We start from the raw sequence: 15,370 nt of genomic DNA on the forward strand, positions 1-15,370 counted from the left end.
TTCAGATTGAAGGAAGGTACTTTATCTCCAAATATTGATATCTTGCTTTTTAAGTTAGAACTTCGTCAATCCCTTCGAATCAAGGGTATAATTAGAGATGAGGTGATCACCGTGGAAAGTCGAGATCAAGATCGCATACTGCCCGAATCTATAGATGAAAAATACTGGCACGCCATCATCCACAACGATAATTCTTATGATGGAACGTTCTTTTACGGTGTGCAGACAACGGGTATCTTTTGCCGACCTTCCTGTAAGTCCAGAGCACCCAAAGCTGAAAATGTGCTGATATTTCAACATGTTGAAGAAGCATTGGCACGAAAGTTCAGACCCTGCAAACGTTGTAAACCTACAGGCGAGCGGGTACCTGATCAGGAGTGGATATACGGGATCACGGATTACATCGAACATCATTACGCCGAACCTCTAACCTTGGATGTCCTTGCCTCTGTAAGTCATGGCAGTCCTTATCATCTGCATCGTGTGTTCAAGCGGATTACAGGCCGTACACCGGTTCAATATATTCAGGATAAACGAATTACCGAAGCCCGGAAGTTGCTTGAACATACCGGACTTACCGTCACCGATATTGGCCGCCATGTCGGTATACCTAACTCAGCTTATTTCATTACTGTATTTCGCAAACACACAGGTCTCACACCTGCACACTACCGCGAAAGGCATGAGAACTTATGAAGACGAATCTTACTTACAAAGTCCCCAAAACGTTACTCAACAAGGGGACAGGGTTCCTTAATGGATATACACATACACTGAATCCTTACACAGGCTGCGCCTTCGGTTGTTCTTATTGTTATGTCAGACAGATGCCTGTCTCCCTATTTCGTAAAGAGGATTGGGGGAGCTGGGTGGATGTGAAACAAGAGGCCTCCCGGGTGTTCGCCAAAGAGTTGCAGCGTGCCCTGACCAAAGGGAAAGTTACTCTGTTCATGTCATCCAGTACCGACCCGTATCAACCCGCCGAATACAAGGAGTGTATCACGCGTTCATTACTTGAAACGATGGTACAGCATCCTCCAGATTTCGTATTAGTCCAGACCCGCAGTCCACTCGTTACCCGGGATATAGATCTGCTACAGCAGTTAGGTGACCGGGTTCGGGTCAGCATGACGGTAGAGACGGATCTGGACGATATGCGCAAGCATTTCAGTCCTTCCGCTCCCCCAATTGCAGGCCGATTACGTGCACTGGAACAGTTGCGGGATGCCGGAATACCCACGCAGGTTGCGATTGCTCCCGTATTACCCAGCAGTGAACAGTTTGCAGCCATCTTGAGACCTCTGGTTCAGCGTGTATGCATTGACGATTATTTCATGGGCGATGGCAGCGAGGGCAAGCGAACCCGGCGACTCGGCATGGAGTCGCTCTATCAGCAAGTGGGGATGGAGCATTGGTATCATCCAGATGCGTATCAGACTGTAGTTCAGCGGATGAAAGACTATTTTGCCGAGGATGAGATCTGGATCAGTCAGGCGGGATTTGAGCCTTAATCGGCTATACAAATTGAACTAAAGAATATTTACACTGGACACTCCAATAACAGAACAACCTTCCGATCGCTGTTATCCCAATTTTTTTTGATTTAATAAAAAACAGCCCCTTTCCTTGTTCGAAGGAAAAGGGCTGTTCGTCATGATATAAAGCATAATGGCTATCTTATTTATCCAATGTATACAATGGCAGGTCCACCGGCAACGCAGCCGGGCGCTGACATGAACTTTTCATCTGGTAGAACGTCTGTTCATCCGATGAATCGTGGAATGCCCACATGGCCTCAAGTACGTGGTATGCCAGTTCCCCACTCGCACGGTGTGCACGTCCACTATGTGCTGCATAGGCCATATCTGCCACACCGATGCCGCGTGTATTTTCCTGATATCCTGGGAGAAGCGGAACTTCCGTCCATTCATGTTCACCCAGCAAGCGATAACGAACCGGACCACCAAAGGTGTTGGGGTCAGGTACCTGCAATGTACCGTGCGTGCCATATATCTCAATCGGTGGCAATGCACTTCCGCCAAATACGTCAAAACTTGTAATCAGTGTGCCAATGGCTCCCTGTTCAAACTGTAACAGACCGGTAACGTGAGTTGGAATTTCGACGGGAACCGTCTGACCCCTCTTTTTCTCACTCGTAATCGTCCGTTCTTCCATGGCTTTACCTGTCATACCTGCGATCGACTTGATCGGTCCCATTAGTTGAACCAATGCGGTGAGATAGTACGGACCCATGTCAAACATTGGCCCACCGCCTGACGCGTAATAAAACTCCGGATCTGGGTGCCAATGCTCATGACCACGGCTCATCATAAATGCGGTCGCCGCCACCGGCTTGCCGATTACCCCTTCTTCCACCAATTGAAGTGAAGTCTGGATACCTGAACCAAAGAACGTTTCTGGTGCACAACCCACGAGCAATCCTTTACGCTTCGCTGTTTCGAGCACGGCCTGCCCTTCTTCACGGGTAACAGCGAGCGGTTTTTCTACATACACATGTTTGCCAGATTCAAGCGCCCGCAAGCATACATCCGCATGAACGGAAGGAATCGTCAGGTTGATGATCAGCTCAATCTCGGGATCAGCCAAGATTTCGTCGACGCTGTATACGTTAGGCACGTTATAGGCTGCTGCCTGCTCCTCGGCACGTTTACGGTCGAGATCCGCAACAGCAACAAGTTCCAGCACCTCGAACCGGTGACAGTTTTCCATATAAATACCGCTGATTTTACCGCAGCCAATAATGCCTACTTTCATTGTTTTCATACCTGGGGCTCCCTTCGCCGTGGATCAGAAATGGTTTATCCATTAAGGATGAATGGTTAACACTGAAGTTACGTTTGCAATCAAACTATAATCTCATTAGTTCTGGTTGTCCGCCATACCTGTGTACACTTCGGTTGCTGAACTTACTCGACTCTTGGCAAGCTCTTTGCCTGCTGCTGTCCATTTAAAACCACTGCGCATCATTTCAGTCACGGGTTTCATGTCTACAATGTCTGCATGGTGTCCCAGGGAGTTGTAGAATACCCGCCCTGCGCCCCAGCGTTTCGTCCAGACAACAGGCATATCTACAGGACCATTCGCCGCATGCGGACCAGCCACCACTGGGAAACGAGTTGTTGCCAGCACTTCCACTGCCGGGTCTACGTGCAGGTAGTACTGTTCACTTTTCACCTGAAAATCTTCAATATGATCCAATAACGGGCTAGAGCCACGCTTCATGTTTACCATATACTCCACACCATCATTGCCTGGATGAGCAACCCATTGTCCACCCGTCATAAACTGCCAGTCTACGTTATTTCGGAAGGCATCACACATCCCGCCATGAAGACCAGCCAAGCCCACACCGCTCTGAACAGCCGCTGATACGTTATTGACGAGTTCTTGCTCAATCTGTCCCATTGTCCACAAAGGCACAATCAGATCCAGACCCAGCAGCTTCTCTGCATCCGCATAAGACTCCAACGTATTTGAGACCTCAACCTCAAACTGTTCTTCCTTCAAAATACGCTCAAAAATCGCTGCTACCTGCTCCGGTTCATGTCCATCCCAGCCGCCCCATACAATCAGTGCTTTACTCATCGTTTATTCACTCGCTTTCGCCTAGTTTTATGTGTTCAACCTTATTTCTGACGTCACTGTCTTGCTTGCTCACATCTCTTCAAGCGTCACCCATCGCCGTTCTGTTACCGAACGTTCTACCGCTTCCAGTACAGCCTGACAAGCGACCCCATCGTGGAAACTCGGTGATGGTTGGCGTCCTTCAGAGATCGCTGTCACCAGCTCCAGCATTTCATGGGTGAACGTGTGCTCAAATCCAATCGTATGTCCAGCAGGCCACCAAGCTTCAGCATATTTATGTGCCGGATCGGTTGCCAGTACACGGCGGAATCCCTGTACGTCCTCTTCATCCTTTGTGAAATACACTTCCAGTTCGTTCATCCGCTCAAAATCAAATCGTACACTGCCGAGACTGCCGTTAATCTCAAACGAGTTCGTACTGCGATGCCCCGCTGCAAAACGTGTAGCCTCGAAGCTGCCCAGCGCACCTCCTGCGAATCTTGCCAGGAACAACGTAGCGTCGTCGACGGTCACTTCTCCTTTCGGTGCATCCGCATTCGAACTGCCCTTTGCACTCAGCCCGGTCATCTCTGCTGCAAGTGGTCTTTCTTTGATGAAGGTTTCGCTCATGCCGATGACTTCCTGAAATTCACCAACAAGGAAACGAGCCAGATCGATTAAGTGCGCGCCCAGATCCCCATGGGAACCGGAGCCAGCCACTTCTTTTTGTAAACGCCATACCAGCGGGAACGAAGGATCCATGATCCAGTCCTGCAAGAAAAAAGCACGGAAATGATAGATCTTACCCAGTCGTCCGCTCTCCACCAGATCCTTCGCTAATTGCACCGCTGGTGAGAAACGGTAGTTGAACCCGACCATATGTGCGACTCCAGCATCCTCTGCTGCCTGAAGCATCTCGCGCGAATCTGCAAGCGACAGGGCCAGTGGTTTCTCACAAAACAGATGTTTGCCCTGACGAGCTGCTTCCAACGCAATTTCCTTATGGGCATCACTTGGCGCGTTAATATCAATCAGATCGATATCATCCCGCTTCACTAGTTCACGCCAATCAGTCACACTTTCTGACCAGCCGAACTGATTCGCCGCCTCTTGAACTCCTTGCTCGTTACGTCCACAGATCACAGACATCTCAGGCTGCAACGGAGCAGACGGGAAAAACATCGGCAGACTGCGATAGGCATTACTGTGGGCCTTCCCCATAAACTTGTATCCAACCATTCCGACACGAAGACGATTTGACATGATCATTTCCTCCTTTGGAATAATAAAAAGTCTTTCAATATGTGTACCAATAAACTATTGACGGATAGAAGAAGCACGGATAATCAGTTCGGTAGGCAACAACGCTCTCGCAGATTTGGGTACCGCTACAACAGAGTTATTCGCTTCATGTGTATCACCCACAGACCCATGCATAAGCTTCGATACTGCAAGTTCACCCATCTCAAAAAATGGAACCCTGACGCTGCTCAGCGGCGGAACCGCCATCTCGGCGGCATCGGAGTCGTCATAACCCACAAATGCAGGAAAATCCGCAGGCCCTATTCCCCGCTCACGTAAACCATGCATGACACCAATGGCCATCCGGTCATTGGCCGCAAATACAGCATCAATCTCATGTAGGCGATCTGCTACAATCGCTGCCGCCTCAATGCCACTTCTTCTACTATAATTCCCTTTAAGCAATAGACTCGGCTCCAGCTCCATACCTGCTTCTTGCAGGCCAAGACAAACGCCTTCCATTCGCTCCTGGCTGTTGGAATAGCTGTCTGGACCATTGAGAAAAGCGATTTTGCGATACCCCTGATCCGTAAGATGACGTATGGCAAGTCTGCTTCCTTCCACATGATCCGCATCCACTTCCGTGAACGATTGGCCCTCAAAATGCTGATTCATGACACAGAATGGGTGTCCTTCCTGATGAAGTTGCTGCATGGCCGCCAGTTCTTCATGATCATCTCTGGCACCAAGGATAATGCAGGCATCCACTTTCTGACGCCGGAACAGATCCGTATAATTCATCACTTCACCGGGTGTTCGGAACATAACCAACAGGTCCATGCTATTGTCTCTGGCTTTGCTACCAATCCCACTCAGCATTTCCGAGAAGAAATACGCCGAGAACAGATGCGCCTTCGGAACATAAGGTAATACCACGCCAAGGTTTCCGCTTTTACTTCTGGCAAAACTGCGAGCAAGCGCGCTGGGCACATAGCCTAACTGTTCGGAAGCTTCAAGAACCTTGCGGCGTGTCTCTTCTTTAATAGGACCTACCCCATTAAGCACCCGGGAGACCGTCGCCTCGGAAACACCCGCAAGATCAGCCACTTCTTTACGAGATGCCATGAATTTCACCCCCTTCTAGCTCACCTATTAATGATGTAATAATTAAAAATCGATATTTATGTACGCGCGTACATTTTCTCATGCCATGTAACCGTTGTCAATGCTTTTAACACAAAAAAATAATGAGGGTTTGGGTTAATCCAAGCCCTCATTATTATCTTGCCAGAGATGGTACTTTCATTAACTTCATGCTCTGTAATCTTAGGGGTTCAAGTTACTTATCAACCTTAAATACAACGATTTCAGTTGATCCTGTTTGTTCAATTATGGGGAGTGCAGCTCACAACGTCGTTGTAACGCCAAGATCAACGGAGGATTGACTAAACTCAGCTTGCTCCATCGTTTTCGCATGACTCGGAATGCGATCCGAGGGTTCTGGCGTGGATTGGAGCTGTCTTACTTTGTGCAACACTTCTTTGTTCGGCAGGAAGTGTTGGGAACGAATAAACCGAATTGTTTTGGTTTTGGCACGCATAACGATCGAATCCGTCTCGGCACGATCATCCGCAAGATATCGTACCCCTCCCAAGATCTCACCTGGCGTCACACCCGTTGCGGCAAAAATGACATCCTCCGTGCCGATCATATCCTGCATCGTTAACACTTTATAGGGATTATCGATCCCCATCTGCAAGCAGCGCTGGAATTCGTCTGCGTTGGCAGGCATCAGACGACCTTGGATCTCACCCCCAAGGCAAGATAGCGCTGCGGCAGCCAGCACACCTTCTGGCGCTCCTCCAGATCCGACATACAGATCAATGCCCGCCTCCGGGAAGGCCGGTGCCATCGCACCCGCAACATCACCGTCACTGAGAAACTTGATCCGTACGCCAACCTTGCGTAGCGTCTTGATGGTATTCTCATGTCGTACACGATCCAGAATCATCACAGTGAGGTCCGAGATGTTTTTGTTCAATGCGGCAGCGGCTTTCTCCAGTGTGACTTCAACCGGGTCTTCAATGCTGACCTTGCCTACAAGCGCAGGCCCTACCGCCAGTTTCTCCATATACATGTCCGGTGCGTGGAGCAGGTTACCTTTTCCCGCCACTGCAATAACCGATAGAGCGTTGTTTAGTCCTTTGGCCACGATTTCTGTACCTTCGAGCGGGTCTACAGCCACGTCAACCTCAGGGCCCTCAGCGTTGCCTACTTCCTCGCCGATGTACAACATGGGTGCTTCATCCATTTCTCCTTCACCGATTACCACCGTGCCGCGAATGGACACGGAATCGAACATGGCGCGCATGGCCAAAGTAGCCGCTTCATCTGCACTGTTCTTGTCGCCTCGTCCCATCCAGGGTGCTGAAGCTAACGCAGCCAATTCTGTTACTCTGACAATTTCCAACGCCAGTTCGCGTTCCATTTTTCCCACTTCCTTTCCAATTTCCAAAAGCATAACGTGAAAGCGGTACTAAATCCATCGAAAATCCATATGAAATTGATCTATAATCGGCGTAATACCGCCTTTTTAACGATTTATACCTTATTTATCCAATTAATATATTGATCGATTTCGCTCCTTTTTTCGGCTGGTTTTAAGAGTCCAATCCTCCTGATTTCTTACTTGAAATATTAATTTTATTTTCCATTTTCCGCACAAAAAACTAAATAGTTCAACATGGTGAATTAACAAGCCTGATTAATGAGCAAAAAGTTCTTTTAACATGAGGTATATATAACTTATATACTGATTATTAAGAACGTAAAGCTATCTAACAAACTACGAACGAAAACGATTTTCGGCTGACTATCCAAACGTAGAAATAAACTAATAAATTGTAATGATGATTCTTAAGATCAGCCTATTACCTTCACGATTATTGAGCAAAATTAAACTACCAGTTATGTATTAATCAGGCCTTTAACTTTTACTAAAGCCATAGATGCAGCTTATGAAGGTCATCGAAAATAATAAGTTTACATAATATTTGTTATGTATTAACCTTGGCCAATTTCTTCATTTTATGATTCAACGGTTCTGACAAAACATAAAAAAGCCTGAAAGAATTCTGCTCAATAGCATTTTTCTCCCAAGCTTTTCACTCGATGATCCAGTTACAATATCTTTTTGGTCATTATAAAATCAATCTGTTTCTCATCTCCCATGTAAAAAGCATGGGCTCCTGTCTGTACAAAACCCACCTTTTCATAAAATGCAATGGCATTTTCATTTTTCTCCCACACGCCTAACCAGATATTCGTTTTGTGTTGTTCTGTTGCCATCTCTATGGCTTTATGGAGCAGTACCTTACCCAAGCCATGTTTTTGGAACTCTTTCTTGATGTACACACGCTCGATCTCAAGAGATTCCACACCCATATTCTCAGACTGAGCATCATTGATATTTACCTTCATGTACCCTGCCACTTTGTGGTTGACATAAATAAAAAGAAATTGTGAATCCGCTATGGACAGTTCAGTTTCTAATCGCTCCCGATTAAACGCCTTTTCCAGATAAGCTTTCATGTTTTCGGGTGAATTTTGCGCTTTAAACGTTTCATTAAACGTCTCATAACTAATCTCCTGCAGTTCACATACATGTTCAATGGTACATCTCTCTATACGAATCGTCATCTATATTCACATTCCTTTAACAAGTTAATCGTTTGTTGCAAATGCACTAAAAAAGGGTTACATTGAATTTAGCTCAATTTTGTTGTATTTGCAACATAATATTGAAAAAGAGGTTGAATGAATTTGAAATATGTACTTTTTGTCGCAGGTATTCTCATCTTAACACTTGGCATCTCCCTTACCATCCAATCTGAACTGGGCACCTCACCGTTTGATGCACTTCTGGTAGGGCTGTCACATCATGTAGGGCTAAGTGTAGGTAGCTGGGAGGTCATCATTGCTTTCCTATTAATTGGATGTAATTCGCTTTTGAAGCAGCAAAAACCCGAGTTTTTAGGACTCGTCACCGCATTCATTACTGGTGTCGGGATTGATATCTGGCTTTATGTATCTGATTCCTTGATCACACCCGAAGTTTGGTACAGCAAATTAATGACTTTTGTCATTGGTTTAGTGATCATAAGTATCGGCACGGCAATTTATTTACAGACCAATTTTGCACCCATTCCGATTGACCGCTTAACATTAATCTTGCATGAAATCACTCAAACGCCCTTATTTGTATCGAGAACGTTCATTTACCTTGTATTTTTAATTCTGGCGTTTCTGCTCAGTGGGCCAATCGGGCTTGGAACGTTGATAACCGTATGTTGTGCAGGTGTACTTCTTCAATTCATCATGGGCCATACGAAAAAGATAATAGATCGCATATTAACAGACATGGATACATCGTCACATACTAAAAATGAAAAAGAACATTCCGTTTAATCGGTGTACACCGTCTACACCATAAAAAGGCTGAATCAGAGGTTCAACCCCTGATCCAGCCTATTAAACGTGCTATCTACCTTTACGGCTCAATTCCCCATACCAGCTGACCGTTCACATACCCGGTAACCTTATCATGGTTTGCGAACTGACTACCGGTTGCCTTGAACGAGTAATCGTTAGTCTGAGTGTAATTCGACCAATTATTTTTGGAAAAGCGTGTTTGAATCTCTGCGCTCTGGCCCGCATTCAGTGATCCCGCCGCACTTGTAAAACCCACTTCAAGATAATGATCCGCTCCGGCAACTGGAGTCGCCAGTTTAACGAAATTGCTCGTTACATTCGCACTGCCCATACTGGCCCAGTCGGACCAGAAACTCTGAGCTTCCTCCCCATCAATTGTATAGTAATACCGAAGTTTTACATCACTTAACGGAATATCCGAATTGCCTGAGTTGACCAATTTGAACTTGGGTGAGACGCCGTTAGTGGATGCACTTGTATTGCCGTTAAAAGATTGAATCGTCAAATCCCCTGCTGGCACAGTAACGGTACTGTCTACTACGTTCACCGTTAGCACAGCGTTATTTCCTCCATTGAAGTGAAAGGTCAATACGTTCTGGCCCAGCGGTAGTGTAGCAAGATAGGATTTGTTCAGAACAACAGCAGAGCTGGATGCTGTATAATTCTGACCTGATACAAGTGTAACATTCCCCTTTGTGATGCCTGTAAGCTGACGGCCGTTTAAGGTGAGAGATACGGAAATATCCTGTGCGGGATTCGTCGCTTTATCAAATGTTGCATTCACAGGAGAAATCACAGCATTTGTACCCGGTGTTGAATCCACAATTTTGACTTTTAACACAGGGTCCTGGCCTTGATTAAAATCCAGAACAATCGAATGCTCACCAACTGGCAGGGTTGCCAGATAAGCTTTTTTCAACAGCAATGTGCTTCCGTTCAAGGTATAATCTGTCGTTGCGGTCAACGCATTATTGCCTGCCCGGAGAGCAGTTAGCGTATTGCCGTTTGCATTCACGGTTACGGTTTTATCGCTTTGATTGGGGGTGTATTTGTCAAATTCAACGTTTCCAGGTGTGATGGATGCACTGGGGTTGGGATTGTTAACCTTTAGATTTGGCAGCTCATCCAACGTAATGACATAATCACTTTGATAAAGCGTTTTCAATGTTGCCGGGTAATTAAAAGCAGAACTCATCAGATGTTCGCCATACCAAGGACAGAAGTACAGCCATCCTGATTTCTCCTCGGTCAGATTTTTCACGCTTGGGATCGTGTCGTTCTCCGTCATGGCTACCATTTTGGTACCGTTCGTCAACTCAACAAGCTTATAGAAAATCGAGGTAATCGCATCTTCATTCGGTACGCCGGACAAACCGTCATAACGGTTGTAGATCGTATTGTATTTATCATATCCGACGAGATCTACCTGATCATCGCCCGGATACCAGGCAGGAGAAGTGCTGTATACGTAGCTGTTGTAGGTCCAGATCAGATTATGCAAGCCATACGTCTCGGTCAGTTCGGTATACAGCAGATCCCATAGCTCTTTGTACACTTCTGCGCCTGCCGAAGCCCACCAGAACCATGCACCTTCCCCGTTCAGCCCGCCGTTGCCTTCTGCTTCATGATACGGACGGAAAAGCACCGGCACATCGTTATCTTGCAAAATCAGTAATTGTTCTGCCAGATCCTCGATGGTCATCATCACGTATTGATACTCTTTGGTACCGGGAATTACCGCATTGGCTGTATTAAAATTCGTTTCTGTTGGCTTGTAGGTCGCCTCTTTCCAATCCACAAAGTCCCCAAGCTCATACGTATTGAAATTACGAGGTACATTGATATGCCAGGAAGCGGTTGCAATACCTTCACGGTTATTCACCCAATCAATCATGCGATCAGTTGTACCGTCCTCCCAACCATACAACGGATTATAGTTCATCAGATCAAAGCCACGGATAGCCGGATACTTTCCAGTCAGATCATGAATCCACTCGAATTCAAGCTCCGAATCTCCGTCATTCCCTCCTCCGTAGATCTCTTGCTGACCAGAAATAATGTTGTTTCCGTATACCTCCGTTAAATAATTCATCAAAATTTGAGTTTCCGGTGTAGCTTCAGGATCAGTGAGAACTGGCTGCACATTCAGGGGATCCAGATCAGCATGATCCACTGTAAAAGTATCAAAATACGCGAAGCCCCAGCCAGCCTTCAGCTCAATCGTGTTGGCACCCTGATTCAGCTTGTGAAACCCAAAATCGAAGTCTGACCATGTTGTCGTGTAAGGTAGCATGAACGCCCCTTTCGTAACACCATTTACGATTAAATTTTGTGACCTGCCATCTGCACTGAGCTCCTGCATATATCGTGTGGAGATCGCGTACATGCCGGTTTCCGGGACAGTCACTGTGAAGGTTAATGTGCCAGAGTTCTGCATCCAGACAAATCCGGCCCCTGAGAATCCGGGCTTGGGTTGCCCATAGATTGAAGTAACCACTTGAAGATCCGGGGTGAGCTGCGCATCTTCGCTTTCGATGGTGAACAATGGTGTGTCTGCATGAACGGGCGCTGTCATTAATCCAAGCAGTAGGACCAATGCCAGCATCATTGCGGTTGCCTTTTTGAGCAAATTTTTCATCAATTCCATCTTCCTTCCCAAGTGAAATATGATAATGAAATGTCAATGAACCCATTCATGATGGCGCTTTCATTTTAAACATAGCATGCACACCAATATTTGTAAATATATGGTGAATGAGAATGTTTGAAATTCTTTTGTACCAGTACTTTGAACATTATATCTCCTTTCTCTCTTCCGACTTGATAATTGACGAAAACGGTTCATAATCCAATCAATTTAGCGTATGAAACTTCATCTCACATTAGATGTGTACTTGAAAGAAAAACTGATAAACAACAAAAAAAAGCATTCCTATTCGGATGCTTTTTCACGTATGTTTCTTCAATTGTCCTTGCTTATATCTTCGGCCTAGATCCCGCCTCAACTTACGGTTTCCTCGGCAGACGTTTCTTTTACCACACAGCGTTCCCCTGCCTTGCGTACCGCCCGAATAATGCCACCGTAGCCGGTACAACGACACAGATTTCCACATAATCCTGTTTCAATCTGTTCTTGAGAAGGCTCAGGATGTGCATCCAGTAATGCCTTGGTTGAGATCACCATGCCTGGAGTACAGTAGCCGCACTGAAAACCACCTTCCTCTACAAAAGCCTGTTGAATTGGATGCAGAGTGCCTTTCTCCTCGCCGTGCAGACCTTCAATCGTCATAATGTCACTTCCTTCACATTGATAAGCCATGACAAGACAGGAATTCACGGGTTCTCCATCCATCAGAACCATACATGCGCCGCAGCGACCAACTTCGCAGGAAACTTTGGTACCCGTTAGTTGCAAATGAGTCCGAAGCACATCGACAAGTCGGGTCGTTTGCGCGATCTCCAGATGTTTCTGTTCGCCATTCACAACGGCTGTCCAGTGATTCTCAAGTGGTTTACTCATGATGGACTCACTCCTTCCTGCAAAGGTACATTTAAAGGTCTGACCAGTTGTTCCCTCGGTACAGGAAGACGGTTAACCCATACGCTTGTCGCCTGGTGAATTGCAGCTGTTATGGCCGGCGCAAGCGCAACGGAGCCTATCTCACCGATCCCCCTAGGACCAAACGCATCACCTTCGGGTAAGTCTTCAATAGCCTCAACCTCCAGATTGGTATGAATATCCTGAATGGTTGGGATCAGATACGTGTCGAGGTTGGTGGTTACATAACGGCTGTCCTGCATGACCGCATCCTCGGTCAACGTGAATCCAAGGGCCATGACACTGCCACCTTCAATCTGTCCGATATAACCCATCGGGTTGATAACCGGGCCTGCCGCTACAACATGGCGCGTATCAAGAAGCTTGGTTTCTCCGGTCAAAGTATTTACTTCCACCTCTGCCGCAACCGCCGCATACGTATACAAATAATGCCCGCCTACCACGTTGTCTGGCGTAGTTGGGTAATCAAACTTTGTATCAAAAATCCATTCATCGGCTTCGCCCTGCGTCGCGAGTTCGGCATACGAGATCACTAAGCCTGATGAAACTCCCTGTTTCGCCAGGTATTGAGATGCACCTAAATAACTACTTTCAGCAGTTTGATCACTTTCAGTCCCTCCAGCAACGATATCAGCCACTTTAGTTCTTTCAGCCTTCTCTAGTTTTCCTGCTTCTTCAGACGTTTGATTTACGCCTTCCAGCGCCAATGCTACTTTCTTCTCGCTCTTTCCTGTTCTTTGCACATCTGTTTCTACTTCTGAACTTTCGGCAGGAAGCTGGCCTTTGCGCCATATACCACCAGGTCCTGTTAACAGTTCATCTGCCGGAACGCCTGACATTTCAGACGCGACAGCGAGAACACGGGAACGAAATGGAGTCTGCAAGCGTTGAAGAGCCATCCATGCCATCGTTGTTGAACGTGAAGCTGTACTTGATCCGCTGTGGGGCACACGATCCGTATCGCCGATGATAATACTGAGATCCGATGTACTGCATTGGAACAGATCACATAACATAATTTCCAGCGTTGCAATGAGCCCCTGACCAAATTCCTCGTAGCTGAACGCCACCTCAATCTTGCCTTCGTTGTTCAGGGACAGGCGGCCTCCCGCAGGATCTGGAATGCCATAACCCAGCCCTGCACCATGCATGGCGATGGCTGCTCCGACTCCGCGTTTGATCCACGGCGGCAGAGCAGGATCTGCCGGGGGACTCTGATGTTTTTGCCACAGTTCGGAGCGATCCAATGCCTCCCACACTTGGGACAGTCCATCCGTAACCAGAATGCGTTGATTCAGTGGTCCAGGATCATTCTTTTCCCTCATATTACGTCTGCGGAACTCCCAAGGGTCCATGTTCATGATTGCTGCAAGTCGATCCATCTGGCCTTCCATGGCAAAAATCGCCTGATTCCCGCCAAATCCGCGAAACTCACCTGACAGCCCGTTATTCGTATATACAGATACGCCTTCCACATCCACATTTGGAATAGCGTACGGTCCAAGGCAATGCTCGGTACAGAAGTTCAGTACGGGTGCACCAAGTGTGGCGTACGCTCCGGTATCTGCTGTTATACGGACACGATGCGCTTGGATGATGCCTTCTCGACTCATGCCGGTCTGCATTTCAATCTTCATTGGGTGACGTTTCAGTCCTGCACGCACGGATTCTTTACGAGAATTATGCATTTTCACAGGACGTCCGCATCTCAAGGCCAGTAGTGCACCATAGGGCTGTACGTTTAGTTCATCTTTTCCGCCAAACGAACCACCAATCGGTGAAGACACCACCCGGATATCTTCTTCAGAGCAACCAATAATGCGCGCAAGTTGCATCCGGTCTTTATAACCGTGTTGCGTTGCCGCGTATACATTCAGCCTTCCCTCTTCATCCGGGACAAACAGGCCACCTTCTGTCTCCATGTACGCATGCATCTGACGAGGCGTATAATACGTCTCTGTCACGATATGATCACACGTGGCAAAGGCTTGCTCAGCATCTCCGCGTTTAATCTCCGTCCGATGCAGCACATTACCTGGACCATGCTCATGCAGCTCTGGTGCGCCGGGAGCCAATGCAGCGTCTGTACTATTCAGCGGAGTGAGTTCCTCATACTCTACGCGAATCGCGTCCAGCGCAAGTGCCGCACGTTCCGGAGAATCCGCAGCAACTGCTGCAATGGCGTCACCAACATAACGCACAATATCCTCGCAGAACACGGGCTGATCCGGGGTCGCAATACCAAAACGATTCAGACCAGGCACATCTTTGAAGGTCAGAACTGCATAGACACCTTCCAACGCCTCAGCTTCCGAAGTATCTATAGACAATATGCGAGCATAAGGATATTCGCTTCGCAATACTCTGCCATGGATCATGTCAGGTAACGTCATATCCGTCAGATATTGAAGCTGCCCTGTTACTTTGGGTGCTCCATCTGGCCGCAGGTGCCAGCGTTTCCCGCTCTGTTTCCGATTCAGCAGCATGATGCCT

Annotated in this window: 12 protein-coding genes; 3 read left to right on the forward strand and 9 right to left on the reverse strand. The window is 47.1% G+C overall.

What is annotated here, in order from left to right:
* Window positions 1-111 precede the first annotated feature (111 nt).
* Both MHI48_RS17310 and MHI48_RS17315 read left to right on the forward strand, forming a co-directional pair.
* Window positions 112-696, forward strand: coding sequence for a bifunctional transcriptional activator/DNA repair enzyme AdaA (locus MHI48_RS17310; RefSeq protein ID WP_179086520.1), 585 nt, complete (start codon window positions 112-114; stop codon window positions 694-696).
* Window positions 693-1,511 carry a radical SAM protein gene (locus tag MHI48_RS17315; RefSeq protein ID WP_076328585.1) on the forward strand — a complete coding sequence of 273 codons (819 nt, stop codon included), beginning with the start codon at window positions 693-695 and terminating at the stop codon, window positions 1,509-1,511. The genes MHI48_RS17310 and MHI48_RS17315 overlap by 4 nt, the downstream gene beginning before the upstream one ends.
* A 166-nt stretch (window positions 1,512-1,677) precedes the next feature.
* Here MHI48_RS17315 and MHI48_RS17320 read toward each other — a convergent pair whose 3' ends face one another.
* The 6 genes from MHI48_RS17320 to MHI48_RS17345 form a co-directional block, all read right to left on the reverse strand.
* The gene (locus MHI48_RS17320) at window positions 1,678-2,784 is read right to left on the reverse strand and encodes a Gfo/Idh/MocA family protein (protein WP_047843312.1); all 1,107 of its coding nucleotides are present in this window, start codon (window positions 2,782-2,784) and stop codon (window positions 1,678-1,680) included.
* Window positions 2,785-2,880: 96 nt separating this feature from the next.
* Window positions 2,881-3,606, reverse strand: a complete 726-nt coding sequence (locus MHI48_RS17325; RefSeq protein ID WP_047843313.1) for a ThuA domain-containing protein — start codon at window positions 3,604-3,606, stop codon at window positions 2,881-2,883.
* A gap of 69 nt (window positions 3,607-3,675) precedes the next feature.
* Complete coding sequence (locus MHI48_RS17330; protein WP_036613779.1) at window positions 3,676-4,848, reverse strand: Gfo/Idh/MocA family protein; 1,173 nt, start codon at window positions 4,846-4,848, stop codon at window positions 3,676-3,678.
* A 54-nt stretch (window positions 4,849-4,902) separates the two neighbouring features.
* Entirely contained in the window at window positions 4,903-5,952 is a 1,050-nt protein-coding gene (locus MHI48_RS17335) for a LacI family DNA-binding transcriptional regulator (protein WP_036613777.1), read from the reverse strand.
* 280 nt (window positions 5,953-6,232) lie between these two features.
* Window positions 6,233-7,315 (reverse strand): class II fructose-bisphosphatase, encoded by a 1,083-nt coding sequence (glpX, locus tag MHI48_RS17340; protein ID WP_076328584.1) that lies wholly within the window; start codon window positions 7,313-7,315, stop codon window positions 6,233-6,235.
* Between the two features lie 692 nt (window positions 7,316-8,007).
* The gene (locus MHI48_RS17345; protein WP_076328583.1) at window positions 8,008-8,526 is read right to left on the reverse strand and encodes a GNAT family N-acetyltransferase; all 519 of its coding nucleotides are present in this window, start codon (window positions 8,524-8,526) and stop codon (window positions 8,008-8,010) included.
* A gap of 123 nt (window positions 8,527-8,649) precedes the next feature.
* Between MHI48_RS17345 and MHI48_RS17350 the strand changes: the two genes are divergently transcribed.
* On the forward strand, window positions 8,650-9,294 hold the full coding sequence (locus MHI48_RS17350) for a YitT family protein (protein WP_076328663.1): 645 nt from the start codon (window positions 8,650-8,652) through the stop codon (window positions 9,292-9,294).
* An 82-nt stretch (window positions 9,295-9,376) separates the two neighbouring features.
* Here the strand turns inward: MHI48_RS17350 and MHI48_RS17355 are convergent, their stop codons facing one another.
* The 3 genes from MHI48_RS17355 to MHI48_RS17365 form a co-directional block, all read right to left on the reverse strand.
* Entirely contained in the window at window positions 9,377-11,956 is a 2,580-nt protein-coding gene (locus tag MHI48_RS17355; RefSeq protein WP_076328582.1) for a X2-like carbohydrate binding domain-containing protein, read from the reverse strand.
* 363 nt (window positions 11,957-12,319) lie between these two features.
* Entirely contained in the window at window positions 12,320-12,838 is a 519-nt protein-coding gene (locus MHI48_RS17360; protein WP_036673756.1) for a (2Fe-2S)-binding protein, read from the reverse strand.
* The gene (locus tag MHI48_RS17365; protein ID WP_076328581.1) at window positions 12,835-15,363 is read right to left on the reverse strand and encodes a molybdopterin cofactor-binding domain-containing protein; all 2,529 of its coding nucleotides are present in this window, start codon (window positions 15,361-15,363) and stop codon (window positions 12,835-12,837) included. The genes MHI48_RS17360 and MHI48_RS17365 overlap by 4 nt, the downstream gene beginning before the upstream one ends.
* Window positions 15,364-15,370 lie beyond the last annotated feature (7 nt).

It is taken from the genome of Paenibacillus sp. FSL H7-0942, from assembly GCF_045040715.1.
GTDB lineage: Bacteria > Bacillota > Bacilli > Paenibacillales > Paenibacillaceae > Paenibacillus > Paenibacillus amylolyticus.